19 protein-coding genes and 4 tRNA genes are annotated in these 23,043 nt (G+C 61.3%); 14 read left to right on the top strand and 9 right to left on the bottom strand.

From position 1 onward, the window contains the following. Positions 1-165: 165 nt before the first annotated feature. Positions 166-390: a hypothetical protein gene (locus AC1RGE_RS19980; RefSeq protein WP_011062680.1), complete on the bottom strand. Its 225-nt coding sequence runs from the start codon at positions 388-390 to the stop codon at positions 166-168. Positions 391-1,266: 876 nt separating this feature from the next. Here AC1RGE_RS19980 and AC1RGE_RS19985 point away from each other — a divergent pair. Beyond that, positions 1,267-1,590: an SEL1-like repeat protein gene (locus AC1RGE_RS19985; protein WP_011062679.1), complete on the top strand. Its 324-nt coding sequence runs from the start codon at positions 1,267-1,269 to the stop codon at positions 1,588-1,590. A gap of 175 nt (positions 1,591-1,765) precedes the next feature. Next, positions 1,766-3,133 (top strand): DNA recombination protein RmuC, encoded by a 1,368-nt coding sequence (locus tag AC1RGE_RS19990; protein WP_162865008.1) that lies wholly within the window; start codon positions 1,766-1,768, stop codon positions 3,131-3,133. Positions 3,134-3,148: 15 nt separating this feature from the next. Here the strand turns inward: AC1RGE_RS19990 and AC1RGE_RS19995 are convergent, their stop codons facing one another. After that, entirely contained in the window at positions 3,149-6,622 is a 3,474-nt protein-coding gene (locus AC1RGE_RS19995; RefSeq protein WP_053153245.1) for a hybrid sensor histidine kinase/response regulator, read from the bottom strand. 133 nt (positions 6,623-6,755) lie between these two features. Continuing rightward, complete coding sequence (locus AC1RGE_RS20000; protein ID WP_019094578.1) at positions 6,756-7,301, bottom strand: TetR/AcrR family transcriptional regulator; 546 nt, start codon at positions 7,299-7,301, stop codon at positions 6,756-6,758. A gap of 92 nt (positions 7,302-7,393) precedes the next feature. Here AC1RGE_RS20000 and AC1RGE_RS20005 point away from each other — a divergent pair, with 92 nt between their 5' ends. The 3 genes from AC1RGE_RS20005 (at position 7,394) to AC1RGE_RS20015 (ending at position 11,946) form a co-directional block, all read left to right on the top strand. Next, positions 7,394-8,599, top strand: coding sequence for an MFS transporter (locus tag AC1RGE_RS20005; protein WP_011062675.1), 1,206 nt, complete (start codon positions 7,394-7,396; stop codon positions 8,597-8,599). Positions 8,600-8,836: 237 nt separating this feature from the next. Beyond that, positions 8,837-9,988 carry a TDT family transporter gene (locus AC1RGE_RS20010; protein WP_492584880.1) on the top strand — a complete coding sequence of 384 codons (1,152 nt, stop codon included), beginning with the start codon at positions 8,837-8,839 and terminating at the stop codon, positions 9,986-9,988. Between the two features lie 83 nt (positions 9,989-10,071). Beyond that, positions 10,072-11,946, top strand: a complete 1,875-nt coding sequence (locus AC1RGE_RS20015; RefSeq protein WP_011062673.1) for an MFS transporter — start codon at positions 10,072-10,074, stop codon at positions 11,944-11,946. Between the two features lie 58 nt (positions 11,947-12,004). Here the strand turns inward: AC1RGE_RS20015 and sugE are convergent, their stop codons facing one another. The 3 genes from sugE to rdgC all read right to left on the bottom strand — a co-directional run bounded on the left by sugE (position 12,005) and on the right by rdgC (position 14,401). Next, the gene (gene sugE, locus AC1RGE_RS20020) at positions 12,005-12,322 is read right to left on the bottom strand and encodes a quaternary ammonium compound efflux SMR transporter SugE (RefSeq protein WP_011062672.1); all 318 of its coding nucleotides are present in this window, start codon (positions 12,320-12,322) and stop codon (positions 12,005-12,007) included. A gap of 117 nt (positions 12,323-12,439) precedes the next feature. Continuing rightward, complete coding sequence (locus AC1RGE_RS20025; protein WP_011062671.1) at positions 12,440-13,405, bottom strand: bile acid:sodium symporter family protein; 966 nt, start codon at positions 13,403-13,405, stop codon at positions 12,440-12,442. Between the two features lie 75 nt (positions 13,406-13,480). Continuing rightward, entirely contained in the window at positions 13,481-14,401 is a 921-nt protein-coding gene (rdgC, locus tag AC1RGE_RS20030) for a recombination-associated protein RdgC (protein WP_011062670.1), read from the bottom strand. A gap of 160 nt (positions 14,402-14,561) precedes the next feature. Here rdgC and AC1RGE_RS20035 point away from each other — a divergent pair. The 4 genes from AC1RGE_RS20035 (at position 14,562) to AC1RGE_RS20050 (ending at position 15,104) form a co-directional block, all read left to right on the top strand. Further along, a tRNA-Val gene (locus tag AC1RGE_RS20035) sits at positions 14,562-14,637 on the top strand. 19 nt (positions 14,638-14,656) lie between these two features. Further along, a tRNA-Asp gene (locus AC1RGE_RS20040) sits at positions 14,657-14,733 on the top strand. A 199-nt stretch (positions 14,734-14,932) separates the two neighbouring features. Further along, positions 14,933-15,008: transfer RNA gene (locus AC1RGE_RS20045), tRNA-Val, on the top strand. 19 nt (positions 15,009-15,027) lie between these two features. Next, a tRNA-Asp gene (locus AC1RGE_RS20050) sits at positions 15,028-15,104 on the top strand. 140 nt (positions 15,105-15,244) lie between these two features. On the opposite strand, the gene AC1RGE_RS20055 is transcribed toward AC1RGE_RS20050, so the two are convergent. After that, positions 15,245-16,414, bottom strand: a complete 1,170-nt coding sequence (locus AC1RGE_RS20055; RefSeq protein WP_492584882.1) for a catalase family protein — start codon at positions 16,412-16,414, stop codon at positions 15,245-15,247. Then, a complete protein-coding gene (locus AC1RGE_RS20060) occupies positions 16,411-18,219 on the bottom strand; it encodes a di-heme-cytochrome C peroxidase (protein WP_041774409.1) in 1,809 nt (602 codons plus the stop codon). Before AC1RGE_RS20060 ends, AC1RGE_RS20055 begins: the two co-directional genes overlap by 4 nt. 269 nt (positions 18,220-18,488) lie before the next feature. Between AC1RGE_RS20060 and bamJ the strand changes: the two genes are divergently transcribed. The 5 genes from bamJ to AC1RGE_RS20085 all read left to right on the top strand — a co-directional run bounded on the left by bamJ (position 18,489) and on the right by AC1RGE_RS20085 (position 21,191). Then, positions 18,489-19,202, top strand: a complete 714-nt coding sequence (gene bamJ / locus AC1RGE_RS20065; RefSeq protein ID WP_011062667.1) for a BamJ family beta-barrel-assembly machinery protein — start codon at positions 18,489-18,491, stop codon at positions 19,200-19,202. A 292-nt stretch (positions 19,203-19,494) separates the two neighbouring features. Beyond that, a complete protein-coding gene (locus AC1RGE_RS20070; protein ID WP_011062666.1) occupies positions 19,495-19,950 on the top strand; it encodes a YkvA family protein in 456 nt (151 codons plus the stop codon). A gap of 114 nt (positions 19,951-20,064) precedes the next feature. Further along, the gene (locus tag AC1RGE_RS20075; protein ID WP_492584884.1) at positions 20,065-20,406 is read left to right on the top strand and encodes a helix-turn-helix domain-containing protein; all 342 of its coding nucleotides are present in this window, start codon (positions 20,065-20,067) and stop codon (positions 20,404-20,406) included. Next, on the top strand, positions 20,403-20,774 hold the full coding sequence (locus tag AC1RGE_RS20080; protein WP_003179080.1) for a hypothetical protein: 372 nt from the start codon (positions 20,403-20,405) through the stop codon (positions 20,772-20,774). Before AC1RGE_RS20075 ends, AC1RGE_RS20080 begins: the two co-directional genes overlap by 4 nt. Continuing rightward, positions 20,775-21,191: an SEL1-like repeat protein gene (locus AC1RGE_RS20085; protein WP_011062665.1), complete on the top strand. Its 417-nt coding sequence runs from the start codon at positions 20,775-20,777 to the stop codon at positions 21,189-21,191. Here AC1RGE_RS20085 and AC1RGE_RS20090 read toward each other — a convergent pair. Continuing rightward, positions 21,142-22,968 (bottom strand): bifunctional diguanylate cyclase/phosphodiesterase, encoded by a 1,827-nt coding sequence (locus AC1RGE_RS20090; RefSeq protein ID WP_015636618.1) that lies wholly within the window; start codon positions 22,966-22,968, stop codon positions 21,142-21,144. The genes AC1RGE_RS20085 and AC1RGE_RS20090 overlap by 50 nt on opposite strands. Positions 22,969-23,043: the final 75 nt, after the last annotated feature.

A 23,043-nucleotide genomic window follows, 5' to 3' on the forward strand; every position in this document is an offset into this window, starting at 1 on the left:
GTCATATCTGTGCTGTAAAGGACTGTTTTTAAAATATTTCCGTCCTCTTGTTATAAGCCTTATATCGATTGGTACTTTTCTCTGTAGGGTAAATGGGCGAATTGCAGGCAATAAAAAGCCCCGCGATCAGGCGAGGCTTTTCAGGGTTTTCAGCAGTTCGGCGTATCAGGCAACCAGGGCTTGGCGCGCACGTTCGATCACTGCCTGCAGCGGTTCGGCGCTGGAATACTGGTCGGGATACAGGCGTTCGCTGTGACGGGCGATCCCATGTTCGTTGACCAGGGTGAAGCTGAAGCAACCTTTGCGAGCGGCCATGATCAGGCAGTTCAACGGTGCAAAGGCGTGGGTTAGGGTGCGAATGGCATCCTGAGTCTGGATTTGAGTAGACATAATTATTAGGTGTTCCTACAAATGACACGGTTAAGAGCCGTGCAACGTTAAAACGTTCCAGTAAACGTCGACCAGCATTGGTCAAACGAAGAACCTGACTGGAACAAAGCAGCCAGTTGCAGCGCGTTGATTGGTTGCGCTAGGGCTGGCAGGTAGGTACTTAGGAGGGCAGGCAACACAGCAAGGGCAAAGGTTCGGGGCCCAGGGTGGAGATCCTGATCAATTTGCAGGTTGGTTCGGTCAGAGTAAATGGCTCGAGCACTGCCGTTGAATTCGTATCAAGGGCGATAGGGTGAGCTTTACCTGGAAACCATCGAGGTGGTCGGTCCTTGGTGTTCGACGTTGTGCTCGGTTGGAGACGCTGTCGATGGGACTTGTTCGACCAGAATTGACTTTCAGCTTGGTACTAACGGCGAGGATTCTATTGGGTTGAACGACATAATGCAAGTGTGCTAGGAAAAAACTTTCAGAAGAGGCCAGAGGCTCAAGCATCAGCTGTGTAACCGTTGCTGTTGTGGCGTGTACGAAAACAGTGCGTTACCGGCGTTAATCTGCGCAAGGTTGTGCACACTTGTTGCGCAGCGTGTCACCCCGTTGTCACCTTCCCCAACGCCCGCCCCTTAGCCTGTCTCGAGAATTTAAGTCAATGATAAACATCGCTTTTTTTTACTGGTGAAAAAATCGTCAGTTTGACTGCAAGGCCCGTCTCATGGGGCTTTGGGAGGGTTGTGGAGGGGTTGTCCACTGAGTTATCCACAGCTTCTGTGGATTGTCCCAAGCGCTTGCTCTAGGACGGGCGTGCTGGCTCTTTTAGGCTTTACCCGGGCGAAAAAAGGAGTAGAGTGGCGCGCCTTCCGATCTGCCCCACAGTGCTTTATGAAGTTTCGCTCCGTATCACCTTCTGTTACCGCGACCCCTGCCAGTGTTACCGAACCCAAGCGGTTTTCCCTGCGCGTTGCTCTCTGGCTGTTGGACAGCCCGCGCCTTGGTCACAACCCCAACGTCAAGCATTTTGCTGGACGCCTGCTCAAGCAGCCGGCCCGGGAAGGCGTGGTCGCGGCGCAGAGTCGCCTGGGCCAGTTGATGTGCCGCGAATGCGGCAACGCCCGTGATCGTCGCATCGGCCATGACCTGTTGCGCCAGGCTGCCCGTGCCGGCGACCGCCGTGCGCAACTGGAGCTGGGCCGGATCGAAGACTGAGCTGTCCAACACTCGGACGCTTGGTTAACCTTCATTTCTTCTTTCTACGGCAGGAATCGCTATGGCTATGGACGTGACCAGCTTGCTGCTTGGCCTGGCGGGAGCGGCGCTGCCGCTACTGGTTCTGGCCTGGCAACTGCAACGTCGGGCCAGTTCCAGCCAGACTGAGCTGAGCCTGCTGGAAGAGCGCCTGGCCACGGCCCAATTGGCCCAGGAGGGGTTGGCAGCACAGTTGGATGCCAGCCGCGATGAAGTCAGCGACCTGAGCCAGGCCAATGCTCTGAAGCAGGCGGACCTGGCAGCCCTGCGCCGCGAGGTCGAATTGCTGCAGATCGAGCGCGATAACGCCCGTGATGCCGCCCACGCCTGGAACCTGGAACGGGCCGCCAAAGAAAACGAATTGCGCCGGCTGGATGCCCTGGCGGCGTCCTTGAATGCCGAGCTTCGTGAGCAGCAGGACAGCCACCAGCAGCGCCTGACCGATCTGCAAGGCTCGCGGGATGAGTTGCGCGCCCAGTTCGCCGAACTGGCGGGGAAGATCTTCGATGAGCGCGAACAGCGTTTCGCCGAGACCAGCCAGCAGCGCCTTGGGCAGTTGCTGGACCCGCTCAAGGAGCGCATCCAGTCCTTCGAGAAGCGGGTCGAGGAAAGCTATCAGGCCGAAGCCCGGGAGCGCTTCTCCCTGGCCAAGGAGCTGGAGCGCCTGCAACAGCTGAACCTGCGCCTGAGCGATGAGGCCACCAACCTGACCCGTGCCCTCAAGGGCCAGAAGACTCAGGGCAACTGGGGCGAGCTGATTCTGGAGCGAGTGCTGGAGCACGCCGGCCTGGAAAAGGGCCGCGAGTATCAGACTCAGGTCAGCCTCAAGGGCCCGGATGGCGAGCGCTTCCAGCCTGACGTGCTGATCATGTTGCCGGGTGACAAGCAGGTGGTAGTGGATTCCAAGGTCAGCCTCACGGCTTACCAGCAATACGTCGGTAGCGACGATCCGCAGGTCGCCCAGGCGGCCCTGAAACAGCACGTGCTGTCCTTGCGTAATCACGTCAAAGGTCTGGCCGGCAAGGATTACAAGCGCCTTGAAGGCTTGCACAGCCTCGATTTCGTGCTGTTGTTCGTGCCCATCGAGGCAGCGTTTTCCGCGGCTCTGCAGGCCGAGCCGAATCTGTTCCAGGAAGCCTTTGACCGGCATATCGTGATCGTCAGCCCAACCACGTTGCTCGCCACCTTGCGGGTGATCGACAGCCTGTGGAAGCAGGAACGCCAGAGCCAGAATGCCCGGGAGATCGCTGAGCGCGCCGGCTGGCTGTACGACAAGTTCGTGCTGTTTATCCAGGACCTGGATGAAGTGGGCAATCGCCTGCAACAACTGGACAAGGCCTACGCCGCTGCGCGTAACAAGCTGACTGAAGGGCGTGGCAACCTGGTCAGCCGTAGCGAGCAGCTCAAGCTGCTTGGCGCCCGGGCCAGCAAGAGCTTGCCGGCGGACTTGCTGGAGCGGGCCATGACCGACGCCGAAGGACGCGAGCTGGAATTGCCGGAGTAATCCGCCAAAGGCCCGTCAGCCCAGGGGCAGGTGCCGGCTCAGCAGGGCGCGCAAGGCCGCCGGTTTCACCGGCTTGGCCAGATAGTCCAGGCCCGCTGCATGGACCTGGGCGACCATTTCAGGGCGCCCATCGGCACTGATCACGACCCCCGGTACCGGCTCGCCCAGTTGCGTGCGCAGCCAGGCCATGACCTCGGTTCCGGTCTCACCGTTATCCAGATGGTAGTCCACCAGGGCCAGTTGCGGGCGGATGCCTTCTTTGAGCAGCGCCGCGCATTCCTCGCGGTTGCGGGCGGTCCAGACCTGGCAGCCCCAGCGGGTGAGCAGGCTGTTCATGCCGATCAGAATGCTGTCTTCATTGTCGACGCAGAGCACTTGCCCGCCATTGAGGGACTGGCCGTTGAGCTCGGCTGCCTTGCCTGGAGCCACCACGCTGCTGCGGGCCAGGGGCACGCTGACGCTGAATACGCTGCCTTTGCCGGGCCAGGAACGTACCTGCAACGGATGGCCGAGCACCCGGCACAGGCCATCGGCAATCGCCAGGCCCAGGCCCAGGCCTTTCTCGGCGCGGGTCTGGTGGCTGTCCAGGCGCTTGAATTCCTCGAAGATCACCTGCTGTTTGTCCTGGGGAATACCCGGCCCCCGGTCCCAGACTTCCAGGCTCAACGTTTCACCACGGCGGCGCACTCCCAGCAAAACGGGGCCCTTGGCGTAACGGAAGGCATTGGTCAGAAAGTTCTGCAGCACCCGACGTAGCAGCTTGCTGTCGCTGTCGATGCGCAGATCGCTGCCGCGCACCCGGAACTGCAAGCCCTGTTCCTGGGCCAGGGCCTTGAATTCGGCTCCCAGGGTGTCGAACAGTTCGTTGAGGGCAAAGGGCTTGCGATCAGGGGTGATCTTGCCGTTTTCCAGGCGCGAGATGTCCAGCAGGTCGCTGATCAGGTCCTCGGCGGAGCGCAACGAACTGTCCAGATGCTGCACCAGTTGCTGGGCTTCGGCGGACAGGCCGTCGTCCTGGTGGGACAGGGCCGCGGAGAACAGGCGCGCGGCGTTCAGCGGTTGCATCAGATCGTGGCTGACCGCGGCCAGAAAACGCGTCTTCGACTGGTTGGCCGCTTCCGCCGTGCCCTTGGCCTCAGTCAGTGCTGCGTTGAGTTGCGACAGTTCGTGGGTACGCTCAGCCACTCTTTGTTCCAGCCCTTCATTGGCCTCGGTGAGGGCCTGCTCGGCTTCGCGGAACGGGGTGATGTCGGTGAAGCTCATGACAAAGCCGCCGCCGGGCATGGGGTTGCCGATCAGTTCGATGACCCGGCCATTGGGGAACAGTCGCTCGGAAGTATGAGCTCGACCCTGGCGCATCCAGTGCAGGCGCCGGGCCACATGGACTTCCGCCTCGCCAGGTCCGCACAGGCCGCGCTCGGCATTGTGACGAATGATGTCGGCAATTGGCCGGCCCACGCTGATCAGCCCATCGGGGTAGTTGAACAGCTCCAGATAGCGGCGGTTCCAGGCCACCAGCTTCAGCGACTGATCGACCACGCTGATGCCCTGGGTAATGTTTTCAATCGCCCCTTGCAGCAGGGCCCGGTTGAACTGCAGCACCTCGGAGGCTTCGTCGGCGATGCGCACCACGTCTTCGAGCTGCATCTCCCGGCCTTCAATGGCGGCCTTGACCACGGCGCGGGTGGAAGAGGCGCCGAGCACACCGGCCAGCAGACGCTCGGTATGGGCGATCCACTCGCCGTCGGCATTCTGGTTCGGGTTGAAGCCTTTGCCCTGACGATAGGCGAAGCGGATGAAGCTCTGGCGCGCACGTTCCTCACCGACAAAACGCGCGGCCAGTTTCAGCAGGTCGTCGATCTGTACCGCCAGCATCGAGCGGGAGCTGAGGCGGCCGCTGATTTCCTGGCCGATGAAGCGTCCGGCCTGCCAGTGCTCGGAGACTCGGGTGCGCGAGAGCACCGAAACCCAGGCGAACAGGGTGAAGTTGCCCGCCAGGGACAGCACTACGCCTTGGGTCAGCGGGGTGATCGGCAGGTTCAGCGGATTGCCGTGCAGCCAGGCCAGGCCGGGGAAACTGCTCAGGGACCAGCCCAGGCTGTGGGCGGCGATGGGCAGGATCAGGGTGTAGAACCAGATGAAGGTGCCGGCAGCCAGGCCGGCGAATACACCGCGGCGGTTGGCCTGTTTCCAGTACAGCGCGCCGAGCATGGCCGGTGCCAGTTGGGTCACGGCGGCGAAGGCGATCTGGCCGATGGTGGCCAGGCTGGCGGTGGAGCCCAGCAGGCGATAGCTGACGTAGGCCAGCAACAGGATGACCACGATGCTCACCCGGCGCACCGAGAGCATCCAGTGGCGGAATACTTCGAACGGCCGCTCGGCATTCTTGTGGCGCAACAGCCAGGGCAGCAGCATGTCGTTGGAGACCATGGTGGACAGCGCCACGCTGGCGACGATCACCATGCCGGTGGCCGCCGAGGCACCGCCGATGAATGCCAGCAGAGCCAGGGCGGGGTGGGCCTGGGCCAGGGGCAGGCTGATGACGAAGGAGTCCGGCAATACGCTGCTGGGCAGGAGCATCTGTCCGGCGAGGGCGATGGGCACCACGAACAGCGCGGCGAGGGCCAGGTACGCCGGGAACACCCATTTGGCCAGGCGCAGGTCCTGGGGTTCGATGTTTTCCACCACGGTGACGTGGAACTGCCGCGGCAGGCAGATGATCGCCATCATCGCCACCCCGGTCTGCACCACCATCGACGGCCAGTTGATGGTTTCCTTCCAGTACTGCTCCAGGCGCGGAGCCAGCATGGCCTGGTTGAACAGGTCGTCGAAGCCGTCATAGAGGCCGAAGGTGACGAAGGCGCCGACGGCGAGAAAGGCAAACAGCTTGACCAGGGATTCGAAGGCAATCGCCAGCACCATGCCGCGGTGGTGCTCGGTGGCATCGAGGTTGCGGGTCCCGAAGACGATGGTGAACAGGGCCAGGATCAGCGACACGATCAGCGCCGTGTCCTGGGCGCGGGTGCCCATGGCGTCTGCACCGGCACCGATCAGCAGGTTGACCCCAAGCACGATGCCCTTGAGCTGCAGGGCGATGTAGGGCAGTACCCCCACCAGGCAGATCAGTGCCACCACCACCGCCAGCGACTGGGATTTGCCATAGCGGGCAGCAATGAAGTCGGCGATCGAGGTGATGTTCTCCTGCTTGCTGATCATCACCATCTTCTGCAGCACCCAGGGGGCGAACACCAGCAGCAGGATGGGGCCGAGGTAGATCGGCAGGAAGGCCCAGAGCTGCTCGGCCGCCTGGCCCACCGCGCCAAAGAAGGTCCAGCTGGTGCAGTAGACCGCCAGCGACAGGCTGTATACCCAGGCCCGCACCCGCGGCGGAAGTGGCGCGCTGCGGCGGTCACCGTAGAAGGCGATGGCGAACATGATGGCCATATAGGCCAGGGCAACGGCGGCGATCAGCCCGCTGGACAACGACATGGAAACTCCGGAACAAAGACACCGGGCACCTCAGCCCGGCCAGACAGTCTGGCACGATGTTGGATTGGCGTCAGTGTCGACCAAGGTATCAGCGCGGCCTGATGTCGCAGGGCTGAGCCGAGGCGGGGAAGGGCTACGGCTGCAGAGCGATCTCGATCAGTTCATGGAGTTCCTGAACCGGCAGTGGCGTGGCGGAGAACAGGATGCGAAACACTGTCGGTGCTACCAGCAGGTTCAGCAGGCGGTCGATGTCCGGCAGGTGTTCCGTGTGGCCCTGATAGCGCTCGAGGATGCACTGCAACTGCCCGCTGAGGATGGTCACGCAATAGCCCGGGGTCGCGCTGCATTGCACATCGCGCATCATGTTGCGCCCGGGCTCCGAGCTCATTTCGTCCAGATACTGTTCGGCCCAGGCCCGCAGGTCGCCGCGCAGGTTGCCGGTATTGGCCGGTTCGCTGTCCGGGCGCATTCGTTCCAGGGCGACATCGGCCAGCAGGGCCGACAGGTCGCCCCAGCGCCGGTAGATGGTCGACGGAGTGACGCCTGCTCGGGCGGCGATCTGCGGCACGGTGAGGGACGAGCGATCCTGCTCTTCAAGGAGCTCGCGGACCGCGGTGTGAATGGATTCCTGGACCCGGGCGCTACGGCCGCCGGGGCGCAGACCTTCTTTGATAGCCATGGGGCGGCACCTTAACACAAAGAATTTGCTTTAAGCATTGGCGGGTAGCACACTGCGCAAAAGCAAAATATTAGCTTTAGTGGAGCGTGCTTATGTCCGGTGCTATCGACACTTGCGTGTCCAACCGTCGCAGTCTGGTGTTTCTGGCCATTACCCTGTTGAGTTTTCTGGCTGCCTCCAGCGTACCGACCCCCTTGTACCACCTGTATCAGGAAAACCTGCACTTTTCCCCGGCGGTGCTGACCCTGATATTCGGGGTCTACGCGATAAGCCTGCTGGCGGCTCTGCTGACCGTAGGGTCGCTGTCGGATCACCTGGGGCGGCGACCGGTGATTTTTGTCGCCTTGCTGCTCAATATCCTGGCGATGTTGCTGTTCATCAATGAAAGCGGAGTGCAGTGGCTGATTGCCGCGCGGGTGATGCAAGGCTTTGCCACCGGCATGGCCACCAGTGTGCTGGGGGCGGCCCTGCTGGATACCGATCGCCAGCAGGGGCCGTTGGTCAATAGCGTTGCGCCTCTATTGGGCATGGCCTGTGGTGCCATGGGGGCCAGCCTGTTGGTGGAGTTTGCGCCCTGGCCGCTGCAATTGAGCTACTGGCTGCTGCTCGGAGTGTTCGTGCTCCAGGCCGGGTATGTCTGGCGCTTGCCGGAAAGTGTCAGCCCGCAACCCGGTGCCTGGGCGTCGCTGAAACCCACGCTGCATGTGCCGGTGCAAGCGCGGCGCGCGTTATGGCTGGCCTTGCCGGTGGACGTGGCGGTGTGGGCGGTGGGCGGCTTCTATCTGTCGCTGGCGCCTTCGCTGGTCCGTGCGGCGACCGGCTCCACCTCGAACCTGATCGGCGGTGGCCTGGTGGCGGTGCTGACACTCAGCGGCGCGCTGATGATCTTTTCCCTGCGTCAGCGTCCTGCAGACAGGGTGCTGCGCCTGGGCGCCGGGATGCTGGCGACGGGAGTGATGCTGATCCTCGCTGCGGTGCATAGCGCCAGCCTGCCGTTGTTCTTCTTTGGCACCTTGGTACTGGGCAGCGGCTTTGGTGCCGGTTTTCTCGGTGCGCTGCGCAGTGTGGTGCCACTGGCCCTGCCTCATGAGCGTGCGGGCCTGATGTCGGCGTTTTATGTGCTGAGCTATCTGGCCTTCTGTCTGCCGGCGTTGTTGGCTGGCAACCTGACCCGCAGCTTCGGCCTGATCGCTACTACCGACGGCTATGGTGCGGTACTGGTTCTCTTGTCCCTCGGGGCACTGCTGGCCCTGATGCGCCAGCGCCCGGTGACGGCGTGTGGGGCGTCGGGGCTTTGAGCCCGAGGCTTCAAGGGCTGCGGGATTGTGCCTGGGAAGCCGCAGGGGAGAGGTGCTGTACGCCAATCAGATACGGGCGTGTCGCCGGGCGCGGTCCGATTGCGGTGATCGCTCCTGGGGCCGTGCATAGATGTTTATCTGAAAAATAGATAACAGATAGAGAAATTACCCGTTATATAGATATTCGATTAGGTTCTACCATGTTTCCTACCTCATCGGAGGACAGGAGACACGACCATGACATGCCCCAATAGCGTTAAAACCGGCCACCGGCCATTGAGCCATCTGCCGCATCCCCTCGAAGCCATTCGCCAATTCACCCCCAACTGGTTCGCCGCCACCATGGGCACCGGGGTTCTGGCCTTGGCGCTGGCCCAGTGGCCGGCCGAGGTTCCCGGCTTGCACCAGGTAGCAGAGGGTTTCTGGTGGCTGACCATCGCCCTGTTCCTGTTGTTTACCGCGATGTATACCGCGCGCTGGGTGCTGTTCTTCGACGAGGCGCGGCGGATTTTCGGGCACTCCACGGTCTCGATGTTCTTCGGCACCATCCCCATGGGCCTGGCGACCATCATCAATGGCTTGCTGGTGTTCGGCATGCCTCGCTGGGGCGATGGTGTGGTGGAGGTGGCGCAACTGCTGTGGTGGCTGGATGTGGCCATGTCCCTGGCCTGCGGGATCCTGATTCCCTACATGATGTTCACCCGCCAGGAACACAGCATCGACCAGATGACCGCGGTCTGGCTGCTGCCGGTGGTGGCGGCCGAAGTGGCGGCGGCCAGTGGCGGCCTGCTTGCGCCTCATCTGCTGGATGCCCACGGGCAGTTGGTAATGCTCAGCACCAGCTACGTGCTGTGGGCCTTTTCGCTGCCGGTGGCGTTCAGCATCCTGACCATCCTGCTGTTGCGCATGGCGCTGCACAAACTTCCCCATGAAAGCATGGCGGCGTCGAGCTGGTTGGCCCTGGGGCCAATCGGCACCGGTGCCTTGGGGATGCTGGTGCTGGGCGCCGATGCACCGGCGATCTTCGCCGCCAATGGCTTGCCCGGCGTCGGTGAGATTGCCGCCGGCCTGGGCCTGGTGGCGGGGCTCACACTGTGGGGGTTCGGTCTGTGGTGGATGTTGATGGCCGTGCTCATCACCCGCCGTTACCTGCGCGAAGGCATACCCTTCAATCTTGGCTGGTGGGGCTTTACCTTTCCTCTGGGCGTGTATTCGCTGGCCACCCTTAAACTGGGTAGCACCTTGCACCTGGGGTTTTTCAGTGTGTTTGGCGCGGTACTGGTGGCGGCGCTGGCGGTGATGTGGCTGATCGTGGCCAAGCGCACGGTGCAGGGGGCCTATAGAGGAGAGCTGTTTGTCTCGCCGTGCATTGCGGGGTTACGGAAATAATCGGCAAAGATAGGTAAGGTTGTGGCCTGGATCGATATTCGACATTCCAATAACAGTATCCACGCCACTCAGGGACATGGAAGATGAGTCACCCTTCGCAGTTCACCTTGCTTCGCAAGCGGCGGTTCCTGCCGTTTTTCATCACGCAATCCCTCGGTGCCTTCAACGACAACATCTTCAAGCAGTCGCTGATCCTGGCCATTCTCTACAAGCTGAGCATCGAGGGTGACCGGTCGATCTGGGTCAACCTCTGTGCCTTGCTGTTCATCCTGCCGTTCTTCCTGTTTTCCGCCCTGGCCGGGCAGTTTGGCGAGAAGTTCGCCAAGGACTCGCTGATCCGCCTGATCAAACTGGGGGAGATCGCGATCATGGTGGTGGGGGCGGTGGGCTTCGCCTTCGATCACCTGTCGCTGATGCTGGTGGCACTGTTCGCCATGGGCACCCACTCGGCGCTGTTCGGCCCGGTGAAGTATTCGATCCTGCCCCAGGCCTTGCGTGAAGAGGAATTGGTGGGAGGCAACGGCCTGGTGGAAATGGGTACGTTCCTGGCGATCCTGGCCGGCACTATCGGCGCTGGAGTCATGATGTCCTCGGAGCATTACGCGCCGATAGTCTCCAGCGCCATGATCGGTGTGGCGGTACTGGGCTACCTGGCCAGCCGCGCCATTCCCCGGGCTGCCGCGGCGACCCCGGAGATGCGCCTGAACTGGAATATCTTCAGCCAGTCCTGGGCCACCTTGCGCCTGGGGCTGGGGCAGACCCCGGCGGTGTCGCGCTCGATTGTCGGCAACTCCTGGTTCTGGTTCGTCGGCGCCATCTACCTGACCCAGATTCCGGCCTATGCCAAGGAATGGATGCACGGCGACGAGACCGTGGTAACCCTGATCCTGACGGTGTTCTCGGTGGGGATTGCCGTAGGCTCGATGCTGTGCGAGAAGCTGTCGGGGCGCAAAGTTGAGATCGGCCTGGTACCGTTCGGCTCCTTTGGCCTGACGGTGTTCGGCCTGCTGCTGTGGTGGCATTCCGGTGGTATCCCGGAAAGCGCCACGGGCCATGGCTGGATTGAAGTGCTGGGTTTTGCCCATGCCTGGTGGGTGCTGTTCGATGTCCTTGGCCTGGGGATCTTCGGCGGCTTCTATATAGTGCCACTGTATGCCCTGATCCAGTCCCGTACCCCGGAAAACGAGCGGGCCCGGGTGATAGCCGCCAACAACATTCTCAATGCGCTGTTCATGGTGGTGTCGGCGATTGTCTCTATCGTGATGCTGAGCATGGTCCAGCTGACCATTCCCCACCTGTTCCTGGTGGTGTCGCTGCTCAACATTGCGGTCAACGTCTACATCTTCAAGGTGGTGCCCGAGTTCAGCATGCGTTTCATGATCTGGCTGCTCAGCCATTCCATGTACCGCGTCGAGCATCGCAACCTGGAGTTGATCCCTGATGAAGGCGCTGCCCTGCTGGTGTGCAACCACGTGTCTTTCGTCGATGCCTTGCTGATTGGCGGTGCGGTGCGTCGGCCGATTCGCTTCGTCATGTACTACAAGATCTACAACCTGCCGGTGTTGAACTTCATCTTCCGTACCGCCGGAACCATTCCCATCGCCGGTCGGCATGAAGACCTGCAGATCTATGAAAAAGCCTTCCAGCGCATTGCCCAGTACCTGCGCGATGGCGAACTGGTGTGCATTTTTCCCGAGGGCAAGCTGACTGCCGATGGCCAGATCAACGAGTTCAAGGGTGGGCTGACACGGATTCTCGAGGAAACCCCGGTGCCGGTGATTCCCATGGCTCTGCAAGGCTTGTGGGGCAGCTTCTTCAGTCGCGATCCGAGCAAGGGTTTCTTCCACCGCTTCTGGTCGCGAGTGACCCTGGTGGCCGGGCCATCGGTGGCGGTGGACGCGGCCGAACCGGCGCAGTTGCAGGCCATGGTGGCGCAGTTGCGGGGCCCACGGCGCTAGCTGCCGGATACGAAAACGCCCGCACATTTGCGGGCGTTTTCATTTCTGCCTGGGCTTTTCAGCTGGCGCTGACTTTCAGGCCCACCAGGCCGGCGATGATCAGCGCCACGCTGACCAGGCGCACCAGAGCCATGGATTCGCCAAACAGGATGATACCGGCGATCACCGTGCCGACGGCGCCGACTCCGGTCCAGATGGCATAGGCCGTGCCCAGGGGCAGTTCCTTCATCGCCAGGCCCAGCAGGCCGAGGCTGATGGCCATGGCAATGATGGTCAGGGCGGTGGGCAGCGGGCGGCTGAAGCCATCGGTGTATTTCAGGCCGACGGCCCAGCCCACTTCAAACAAACCGGCAAAAAACAGAATGATCCAGGACATGCCTACCTCATCGGTTGATGGGGTCGTCCCCGGAATTGATCGCTCGAATGAGTCGCGAGGTCGTCCTCGCGATGCGCAGTATACTGCCCACTCTCACGTGGGCGAGTATTTTTTTCCTCAGTCATGGCCTCGCTGTATTTCCAGCTTTTGTTCGGCTGGATCTTCCATTCGCCGGAAATAGGTCGAGAGCAGGGCCCCGGAAATGTTGTGCCAGACGCTGAACAAGGCGCTGGGTACCGCCGCCAGTGGCGAGAAATGAGCGCTGGCCAGGGCCGCGCCCAGGCCGGAGTTCTGCATGCCGACTTCCAGGGCCAGGGATTTTCGCTGCGCCAGTGGCAGCTTGAACAGACGCCCCGTGAAGTAGCCCAGCAGGTAGCCAAAGCTGTTGTGCAGCATCACCACGGCCATGATCAGCAGGCCCGACTCGGCGATTTTCGCCTGGCTGGCGGCCACCACCGCGGTGACGATGATGACGATGCTCACCACGGAAACCAGCGGCAGTACTTCCACCGCGTGCTGCACCCGCTGGCCCAGCAGGCGCTGGGCCAGCACTCCCAGCACGATCGGTAGCAGCACCACTTGCAGGATCGACCAGAACAGTTCCATGAACGAGACCGGTAGCCAGGCCGAGGCCAGCAACCAGATCAGCGCCGGGGTCAGCAGTGGGGCCAGTAGAGTGGTAACCGCTGCAATGGCCACCGACAGCGCCAGGTCGCCGCGGGCCAGCCAGGTCATCACGTTGGAAGAGGTGCCGCTTGGGCAGCAGCCGACCAGGATCACCCCGACGGCGATTTCCGGCGGCAGGTGAAATGCCTGGCAGAGCACCCAGGCCACCCCGGGCATGATCACGAAATGGGCCACCACTCCCAGGGCCACGCGCCATGGGTGGCGGGCCACTTCGGCGAAATCTTCGAGTTTCAGGGTCAGGCCCATGCCGAACATCACCAGGCCCAGCAGCGGCACGATGGCGCCCTTGAGACCGACGAACCAGCCAGGCTGGAAGAATGCCAGGATGGCGAAGATCAGTACCCAGTAAGCGAAGGTGTTGCCGACAAAGCGGCTCAGTGCAGCCAGTGCGCGCATGACCTGTTCCTTATTATGTGAAAACGCCACCGAAGGCGGTGGCGTCTAGTGCGTAGCGGTTATCCGGGCAAGGCGTCAGATGCCCTGCGGAATCTCCTCGCCGCCCAGGGCTTCGAACAGCGCCGGCAGGAAGTCGCCGAAGGTCAGCATCATCAGGGTGAAGCTGGCATCCTGCTGGCCGAGGGCTTCATCACCGCCGTCCTGTTCCGCCTGATCCTGCAGCAGGTCTTCGAACTTCAGGCGCTTGACCACCATTTTGTCGTCGAGCATGAAGGACAGTTTGTCCTGCCAGGCCAGGGACAGTTGGGTGACCACCTTGCCGGTGCTCAGGTGCAGCTGGATTTCCTCGCCGGTCAGGTCCTGGCGCTTGCAACGCACGATGCCGCCGTCCTCGTGGGTGTCGCGTAGTTCGCACTCGTCGAGTACGAAGAAGTCGTCGGCGGCTTTCTGGGTCTTGACCCAGTCGGTCATGATCGCAGTGGGGGCGATCTTCACGGTCAGCGGGCGAACCGGCAGGGTGCCGAGGACTTCGCGCAGGGTGGAGAGCAGGTCTTCGGCGCGCTTCGGGCTGGCCGAGTTGACCAGGATCAGGCCCTGTTTCGGGGCAATGGCGGCGAAGGTCGAGGAGCGACGGATAAACGCACGGGGCAGGAAGGCCTGGATGATTTCATCCTTGATCTGGTCGCGTTCCTTCTTGTAGACCTTGCGCATCTGTTCGGCTTCGATCTCTTCGACCTTTTCCTTCACTGCATCGCGCACCACGCTGCCAGGCAGGATGCGTTCCTCCTTGCGCGCGGCTACCAGCATGAAGTCCTGGCTGACGTGAACCAGGGGGGCGTCTTCACCTTTGCCGAAAGGGGCGACGAAACCGTAAGTGGTCAACTCCTGGCTTGCACAGGGGCGCGCCAGTTTGGTCGCCAGTGCAGTTTCCAGCGCCTCAGCATCAAAAGGCAGATCTTGGGTCAGGCGATAGATCAGCAGGTTTTTGAACCACATGGGGTGAATCTCTCCTTTATACAAAGGAGGGCATTATTCTCTTCGCTGCTGCTCAGGCCAACCCTTCGCTAAGCCTTTGGAAGGCCTGAAAAAATTATTATAAAAAGTGCTTGCCAGAGTGGGGGCTGCTCCGTAGAATGCGCGCCACACCGAACGTGAAGGGTGATTAGCTCAGCTGGGAGAGCGTCTGCCTTACAAGCAGAATGTCGGCGGTTCGATCCCGTCATCACCCACCATTCGCATTCAGTGTTACGCGCAGCGGTAGTTCAGTCGGTTAGAATACCGGCCTGTCACGCCGGGGGTCGCGGGTTCGAGTCCCGTCCGCTGCGCCATATTCGGTAACCTGGAACACTGAACGCCAGGTCACCACAGAAAGCCCGCTAACGCGGGCTTTTTGCTGTAACAGTTGTTGTAAAGAGTTACGTGGGTTGTGTTGCTGTACATGGAAATTTGGTTTTTTTAATAAAATTATTAATTAAATCAACACTTTAAGAATTTCTGTGGCATAATGCGTCCCGCAACGAAGGTAAAGGGTGATTAGCTCAGCTGGGAGAGCGTCTGCCTTACAAGCAGAATGTCGGCGGTTCGATCCCGTCATCACCCACCACTTACTTTCAACGCTACGCGCAGCGGTAGTTCAGTCGGTTAGAATACCGGCCTGTCACGCCGGGGGTCGCGGGTTCGAGTCCCGTCCGCTGCGCCATATTCGGCAACCTGGAACACTGAACGCCAGGTCGCCACACAAAGCCCGCTCAATGCGGGCTTTTTGCTGTCTGGGATTTGTATCGGTTCGAATCCTGCGCATGAAAAAAGCGGCCCTCGGGCCGCTTTTTGCGTTTTTGCCTACTGCTCGGCGTTACGGCTATGCCGGTAGTCGTTGACGGCTTCATACACCGCCTTGCGCAGACGGTTGATGCCGCCGATGGGGCGATGGGCTTCCAGACCGAACCAGGGGTTGAAGGACTGGTTGTCGCAAGCCAGGTTCTGCGCCGGGGTATCGAAGTCCTGGGCGGGAAGGGTCACCCGCGCCACCGTTTCAAAGGGGGCGTCACTTTCTTTCCATTCAATGCTGGTGTCTTCGATCGGCATGAAACGGTTCGGGTCCTGGCGCTGGACTTGCAGTACGAAACAGGCGCCAACCCGGTCGGTGGAGAGTTGCTGGGTCAGGGCGCTGCGCAGGAAGTTGGGCAGATCCTGGTTCTGTGCTGGCAGGCTGTAGGCCGGGCAACTCTCGGGGTCCGGCATGACCCGGAATTTGGCGTTGGCATTGCCGAACTTGTAGGGCGAGACCGAGTAGTAGGTGGTCTGGGTCGGGCTGGCCGGGGCCGGTGACAGGGTCGCCAGGGCGATGAACAGATGCCGTACCTGCCAGGTGCGCGGATCCCACCCGGGGAAGAATGCGCCGACTTTCTTGCCGTCCGCCTGGGCGGCGATGTTCTGCTGATATTCGGCTACGTCGCTGACGAAGAAATTCGGATGATTGAACATCACGAAGTCCTGTTCACGGCGTTGTGATTCCGACGCCATCAGTTGTTGCCCGGGAACATCCAGTAGCTTGATCGCCATGCCGCGGGCGTCGCGAATACTGTCGAACTGCGGGTAGGCGTTGCCGTTGGACAGGCGTACAACGGCCTGCCAGGTCTGGCCAGGGGTGGCAAATACTCCCTGGCGCAGTGGCAGGCTCAAGTCGTTGAGGACCTGGACCTGCGCCTTCACGCAACCGTGGGCCTTGGCATGGGCATCGCGCAGGTAGCGGGTGCCTTCGCGGTGCTGGTCAACGATGCGCACCGCGGTCTGGATGATGTCCTGGGTGCGGGCTGCCTCATCGGCAGGAACCTGCTCCTGCACCGCTACCGGGCCTCGGTGGTGCCAGGCGAACCAGGCACTGGACAGTGCCCAGCCCAGCAGGCCGATGACCAATAGCAATAACAGGGTCCTGCCCAGCAAGGCGCCGAGGCGCAGCCACAGTCGGGCCAGCAGGGACGGTCGTTTTCTGGCGAGATCGAGTTTCATGGCAATTGCGACTCCAATGGTCCGCCCAGCACTTTCAGGTATTCCAGCAAGGCCCAGCGTTCTTCTGGCTGCAGCAGTGGGCCGATAACGCCATTGCCACGCTGGCCGGCGCGGAATTCGTGGCCGCTGTTGTGGTTGCCGCTGATGCGGGTATCGAATTCAAAACCGTTCTTGAAGGCTTCCGGGCGATAGCCCAGGTGCTTGGGATCGTACTCGAAGGTGCCGCGGGAGAAGGTTGTCGAGCGCTCCGATTGCGGAGACAGCAGTTGATAGAGGTTGGGTACCGAGCCGTTGTGCAGGTACGGCGGTGTGGCCCAGACCCCGGCCAGCGGGCGGGCCTTGTAGGCGCGCAACTCGCGTACGCCGATCGGCAGCCCGTAGCCGTCCAGCCGCGGGCGCTCCTCGGGGGTGACCTTGGCGTCGCGATAGGCGCGCTCTTCGACAAAGGCCGTGATGTAGGCCAGGCCCTTGGCAGCCGAGAGTTGACGCAGGTCCAGCGGTTCGCTGGGTGTCGGGTGCAGCTCGACGTTGGACCTGGCCAGTTCGGCGGTATCCCACTGCAAGGAGCTCAGGTCATAGCGCAGGTCGGCGATATTGCTCGCCGAATTCGGGTCGGTGCCAATCACCGCTACCGGAAGCATTTTCAACTGCTGTACGGGGCGGCCGTTGTTGTCGCTGACCGAGGGTACATGGCAGCCGGCACAGTTGCTGGCGAACAGCTCGCGGCCCTTGGCGGCCAGCGGCTTGTCGATCGTGCCCAGCAAGGCTTCCGGCCAGGCCGGTGGCTTGAGGCGCTGCAAGGTTTCCTCGATCAGGTTGAGATCGCGGACACGTACGCTGGAAGGGTAGCGGGCCTCGCCGGTGAGGGGTTGGCCGTTGGCGTCGAACAGGTTCAGGGTGGCGCCAACCCCCAGGGCTTCGCCGATATTGCGCGCCATGGGTTGCTGCGCCGAGCCGTTCCACTGGACCCAGTCGAAGGTCCAGATATCCCAGAGTTGCGGGTAGTCCACCGGGGCATTGGCAATCCGATAGTTCTCAGGGGAAATGGCGTCGCCGAAGCTGGCATTGGCGATGCGGCCAAAGGCGTCGGTACGGCCCGGACCCTCTTCGGTTGGATAGAGGCCGCGATGGGTATCGTTCCAGGCCACCCGCAGGAAGTTATCCAGTGAGACCTTGAAGTCCTTGCGCAGCTGTTCGTGCCTGGCTTCGTAGTCGGCACCCAGCACCTTGCGGGCGAAGCGCTCGAATTTCCAGGGGTTGTAGTAGGTGCTGGTGAGGCTGGCCACGAGGGCCTGGCCGAAGCTGCCACCACGCAGGGTCGGTACGCTGGACGGCAGTACGTGCTGCGCCGAGCCGCCATCAATGCGCAGGGCTTGATGGTTGAAACGCAGCTCGCCGGTGTGGCAGGCAGCACAGGTGATGTCCAGGTATTGTTCCGCGCTGCCCGGATTCTGATGGCGGGCGAAGCCTACGGGCAGGTTGCCGGGATTCTGCGCTGTGGCTTTCTGTCCCGGCTCCACCAGGAAGCCGAAGCGGGCCAGGTACTCGGGAGCGGCAAAGGGCTGCTCGGAGAACGGCAGTTCCAGAGCGCTGAACCATTCATAGCGCAGGCCTTTGACCTGGGTGCCCTGGGGAGTGAAATAGTAGGTCTGGCGATCCTTGGCATCCCATTGGTCCAGGTAGTGCACCTGTTCAACGGGTACATAGTCGGGGAGTTTCGGATTGGCCACGTAGTACAGGACCACAGCCAGGACAATGCCGATCAGCACGGCAATCAACAGCAACACACGATAGATGAGGCGCAAGATGTACTTCCTTGTCGAATTTCGTTTCCTTATGCCTGAGCTCATCTGACGCGGCAAGTAGCCATTACTTGAGCTATGGTTATTCGCGCCCGTTCAAGCGCCTCGGTAAGCGGCCTGGGCAGGGTGTACCCCAGAGCATGAAAACGCGTTTAAAGACGTGAACTTATCGGCCATTTACTACTCTTACGCCGGTAGCCATTGGTCGTGGTCGCCTGATAAGCTCGCGGCTTTATTCGATTGCCCTTTAGGCGCATGAACAAGGAAATAGCATGAAACAGCATCGGTTGGCGGCGGCGGTGGCCCTGGTTAGCCTGGTACTTGCGGGTTGTGATTCGCAGACCAGCGTAGAGCTGAAAACCCCGGCGCAAAAAGCTTCCTACGGTATCGGCCTGAACATGGGCAAGAGTCTGGCTCAGGAAGGCATGGATGACCTGGACTCCAAAGCGGTCGCCCAGGGCATCGAAGATGCCGTCGGCAAGAAAGAACAGAAGCTGAAGGATGAAGAGTTGGTCGAAGCCTTCGCCGCGCTGCAAAAGCGTGCCGAAGAGCGCATGGCCAAGATGAGCGAAGAGTCGGCGGCTGCCGGCAAGAAATTCCTCGAAGAGAACGGCAAGAAAACCGGTGTGACCACCACCGCTTCCGGTCTGCAGTACGAAGTACTGAAAAAGGCTGACGGTCCTCAGCCCAAGCCGACTGATGTCGTGACTGTTCACTACACCGGCACCCTGACCAACGGCACTGTGTTCGACAGCTCGGTAGAGCGTGGCAGCCCGATCGATCTGCCGGTCAGCGGCGTGATCCCGGGTTGGGTCGAAGGCCTGCAACTGATGCACGTGGGCGAGAAGTATAAGCTGTACATCCCGAGCGACCTGGCCTACGGCGCCCAGAGCCCGAGCCCGGCCATTCCAGCCAACTCGGTGCTGGTCTTCGAACTGGAGCTGCTGGGTATCAAGGATCCAGCCAAGCAGGACGCCGCCAAGTAACCTGCGTCAGCGCCTGAAGCAACGCCCCGTTCTTACGGGGCGTTGTCGTTTCTGCAGGTTGCTGCTGGCAAATTATCCGAACCGACGGCAGTGCGGGTGGTCTGAACAGGGTATGAGCGGCAGGTAGTCGCTGGAGGCTGCCAAGTCAATGAAATTATGGGTTTTTTTATGTGAGTAAAAAACGCCCGATCTGAGCTCAGCCCTTATGAAACGGGGCTTTCAGCCGTGAAAAATAGCTCTGTTCACAAGGTTATCCACAATTTGTGTGGATAACATTTCAGTGGGAGTGATGATGAAAGCACCCTGGAATTTTGCTCGTTTCCTGCCGTTGGCGGGGCGCTTGCTGAGCCGCGGTCGTTTGCCCACGCTGCTGTTCGCCGTGGCGAGCAAAGGCGCCAGCCAGGGCGGACGCCTGGGCAAGGTCAAACAGGACCTGCGCTTGTTGCAGGCACTGTGCCTGGCGTACTGGCGTGGCGAGTACCGGGCCATCAGCCCCAAGGCGCTGCTGTCGGTGGTGGCAGGCTTGATGTATTTCCTCAGCCCTGTGGATGCCATTCCCGACTTTATTCCGGTGTTCGGCATGCTTGACGATATCGCCGTTCTGGCTTGGCTGATGAAAACCCTGGATGACGAACTCAACGCCTTCCGAACCTGGCGTAATCGGCAAATGCCGGAAAAACTCGCGGTTGTCGAGCGCTTGCCGGACACTGCGGAGCAATTGTTGCTGGAAGGACCGCAGAAAAACTAAGGGTATTCACCGCCTCCCACAACAATCATGCTCCCCGCGACCATTGCCGCTGTTAGGATTACACTTCAAGGGAAAAGTCCGACTCGCTAAGTGTCGTTGTCCTACGGGGTAGTAATGGATATTCAGATTATTGAACGCGATGGCGAGCCCGAATATGTGGTTCTGCCGTGGGCTCAGTATCAAGCTTTATTGTCAGCCGCAGGTCTTACCGAACAACCACCGCACGCTGCCGCAACTTCTCAGGCAGCGCCACCAGCCCAGAATCTTCCGGGCCTGGATCAATTACGCAGTCTGCGCGAAGGGAAGGGCATCGCCATCGAGGCGCTGGCCCGCAAAGTTGGTATCAGTCCGTCTTACCTGGCCCTGATTGAAAGTGGCGAGCGTCAACCCGACGCTGCGATTCGCCGCAGCCTGGCCTGGGAGTTGACGGTGCCGGGGTGGAGGGAGCAATCGTGAGTGTAAGGATCAGTCGTCAGCACTGGGATGGGCTGTTGGGTGAGCTGGATCAGGCCCGTCGTCAGCGGCATCTTTTAACCTATCGAGCCTTGTTGGAGCGCTTGCAACTGCCCAGCCCGGCCATGCAGACCCTGACAGCCGCGCTGGAGCATCTGGCAGCGCTGGATGCACGGGCCGAACAGCCTTTGCGCAGTTCCCTGGTGATCAGTCAGGGGGCCAGCCGCTTGCCGCGTACCGGATTCTTCGAGTGCGTGGAGCGTCTGGGGCGTTTTTCCGGCCCTTCCGACGGTGTTGCCGCGGCTTCATGGCATGCCTCGGAAGTGGTGCGGGTCTTCGAGTACGAGTATCCTGAATCAGCGGAGGCTTGAATGTTCCTGGCACTCAAGGCGCGACTCGGCTATTGGCTGGCGCGCCGTTTGTTTCATTGGCCGTGGTTTGTCCGCCAACCCCGTGTCTGGCGTTGGATGGAAGGTCAGTTCGCGCGCATGGCCAATCTGGGCAATGTCGGTGCGCTGAGCTTTTATGGGCACATCCTGACTTTTCGTGGGCAGGGGCTTGGCGCCCGTCAAGAAGGTCAACGCCTGCTGCGGCTGGCTGCACTGGCAGGGGATGGCAAGGCAGCCTATCAGTTGGGCGTGATCAGCCTGGCCGGCTCGCCCAGCAAGGCTCCCGACGCTGTCGAAGCGGCGCGCTGGTGGACGCTTTCGGCCCAGGCCGGGCATCCTCTTGCGGCGCTCAAACTGACGCAGCTCGATCAGCCGACTGATCCCGCAGCGGCTCACTGAGGTTTTGCGCTCCCAGGCTGGCTGCCGCTTCCAGGCTGTCGATCACATGGATGCTGTAGCCCTGGATATTCTTGGCGTGATGCTTGGCCTGGGAGGCCAGCTCCGCCAGTTGGCTGGAGTCCAGTTGGCCACAGGCCTGTGGATACAGGTGCACTACGCCGATGGACAGTGACAGCAAGGGAAATTCCTGACGGATACCTTGCCGATTGGGGGCGACAAAACAGCCGGCTTCCAGGTGTTCGCTGCGATAGAAGCGCCGGCACTGGCTGTGGAAGTCATCCAGCAACTGGTTGAGCCGTCGGCGCCAGTCTTCCGGCCCCAGCACCAGCAGAAAGTCATCCCCACCGATATGTCCGACGAAGTCGCGGCTCGGGTCTACCCGGTCGTTCAGGCATTGGGCCAGGCACAGCAGCACCTCATCGCCGCGGCCATAGCCATAGATATCGTTGAAGGGTTTGAAACTGTCGATGTCGACGTAGCAGATCACCGATTCCCGTGCTTGCTGCAGCAGGCGGCTCAGGCACTGCTGGATCGGCACATTGCCGGGCAGCAGAGTCAGCGGGTTGGCGTAGCGGGCTTGCTGGATCTTCAGCTCCGTAATCAGCTTGAGCACATCGATGACCCGCCCCAGCCCCAGATAATGGCCATTCAAGGTGATGATGAAATCTTCCTCGATGCGTTGGCGGGCGCGGCTGGTGATCAGGCGGCTGACCTGCTGCAGGGACTGGCTGAGTTCGACCGCGAGAAAGTCATCGTTCATCAGGCGGCTGATGGGCTTGCGGGCGAACAGGTCGGTGGCAAAGGGCTTGAGCAGGGCGTCGGAGAGCGAGTGCCGATGGACGATGCCGCAAGGCTGCCCCTGTTCGTCCAGCACGGCGAGGGAGTTGAGGTTGGCTTGCCGGCGAAAGGCTTCCAGGACGTTGGCGGTGGGCGTATTGCGGGCAACGGCCGGTTGCTCGTTGAGCAGCGCACTGAGGTCGCTGCCATCATCGTTGAGGGCCACGCTGGTGTGATCATGCTTGGGCATCATTGCCCGAGCGTCCCTCGGCGGCTGTTCCTGGGGGCGACACAACAGGTAGCCCTGGACCAGGTCGACGCCCATCTCGGTCAGCACTGCCAGTTCTTCGGTCAGTTCGATCCCTTCGGCGATCACCTGGGCGCGGGAGGCTTTTGCGATTTGCAGAATCGAGCCGACGAACTCGCGCTTGAGGGCATCCTGGTGAATGCCGTCGATAAAGTGCCGGTCGATTTTCACGTAGTCCGGGCGCAGCTCCGACCACAGGCGCAGGCTCGAATAACCGGCGCCCAGGTCGTCCAGGGCGATGGAGAAACCCATGTCGCGGTAATGGTGCAGGGCGTTCTGCAGCAACTGGAAATCGTCGATCGGGGTCTGTTCGGTAAGCTCGATCACCACCTGGCTGGGGGGGATGCCGAAGTCCTCAAGCAGCTGCAAGGTACGCCCTGGTTGGTGGGCGGCCTCCAGCAGGGATTCCGGCGAGACGTTGAGGAACAGCTTGCCGGGCAGTTGTTGTTCGCTGAAGCGTTTGCAGGCGCTTTGCCGACAGGCAATCTCCAGCTCGCTCAGGCGCCCGGCCTGGCGCGCGACGGCGAACAGCGCGACAGGGGAGTGCAGAGGGCTGTTTGAGGGGCCGCGACTCAGGGCCTCATAACCCAGGATGCGCCGCTCGGACAGGGAAATGATCGGTTGGAACAGACTGTGCAAACCGCTTTGAGCCAGGATTGAACTCAATGCACTGAGCTGTTCGGTCGTGGTCATGGCGATCTCTGTCGATAAAAAAAGGACCGGGCGCGGCTCTGGCTAGAGAGCGGCGCCCGGTCCTTTATTTCACGA

It is taken from the genome of Pseudomonas sp. GW823-FHT02C05 (assembly GCF_058797595.1).

Coding starts and splice junctions, on each gene's coding strand:
- AC1RGE_RS20070 (WP_011062666.1), top strand. CDS start 19,495: ATGAAAGCACCCTGGAATTTTGCTCGTTTCCTGCCGTTGGCGGGGCGC.
- AC1RGE_RS20090 (WP_015636618.1), bottom strand. CDS start 22,968: ATGACCACGACCGAACAGCTCAGTGCATTGAGTTCAATCCTGGCTCAA.
- AC1RGE_RS20075 (WP_492584884.1), top strand. CDS start 20,065: ATGGATATTCAGATTATTGAACGCGATGGCGAGCCCGAATATGTGGTT.
- rdgC (WP_011062670.1), bottom strand. CDS start 14,401: ATGTGGTTCAAAAACCTGCTGATCTATCGCCTGACCCAAGATCTGCCT.
- AC1RGE_RS20005 (WP_011062675.1), top strand. CDS start 7,394: ATGTCCGGTGCTATCGACACTTGCGTGTCCAACCGTCGCAGTCTGGTG.
- AC1RGE_RS20010 (WP_492584880.1), top strand. CDS start 8,837: ATGACATGCCCCAATAGCGTTAAAACCGGCCACCGGCCATTGAGCCAT.
- AC1RGE_RS20000 (WP_019094578.1), bottom strand. CDS start 7,301: ATGGCTATCAAAGAAGGTCTGCGCCCCGGCGGCCGTAGCGCCCGGGTC.
- AC1RGE_RS20015 (WP_011062673.1), top strand. CDS start 10,072: ATGAGTCACCCTTCGCAGTTCACCTTGCTTCGCAAGCGGCGGTTCCTG.
- bamJ (WP_011062667.1), top strand. CDS start 18,489: ATGAAACAGCATCGGTTGGCGGCGGCGGTGGCCCTGGTTAGCCTGGTA.
- AC1RGE_RS20025 (WP_011062671.1), bottom strand. CDS start 13,405: ATGCGCGCACTGGCTGCACTGAGCCGCTTTGTCGGCAACACCTTCGCT.
- sugE (WP_011062672.1), bottom strand. CDS start 12,322: ATGTCCTGGATCATTCTGTTTTTTGCCGGTTTGTTTGAAGTGGGCTGG.
- AC1RGE_RS19985 (WP_011062679.1), top strand. CDS start 1,267: ATGAAGTTTCGCTCCGTATCACCTTCTGTTACCGCGACCCCTGCCAGT.
- AC1RGE_RS19980 (WP_011062680.1), bottom strand. CDS start 390: ATGTCTACTCAAATCCAGACTCAGGATGCCATTCGCACCCTAACCCAC.
- AC1RGE_RS19995 (WP_053153245.1), bottom strand. CDS start 6,622: ATGTCGTTGTCCAGCGGGCTGATCGCCGCCGTTGCCCTGGCCTATATG.
- AC1RGE_RS20085 (WP_011062665.1), top strand. CDS start 20,775: ATGTTCCTGGCACTCAAGGCGCGACTCGGCTATTGGCTGGCGCGCCGT.
- AC1RGE_RS20055 (WP_492584882.1), bottom strand. CDS start 16,414: ATGAAACTCGATCTCGCCAGAAAACGACCGTCCCTGCTGGCCCGACTG.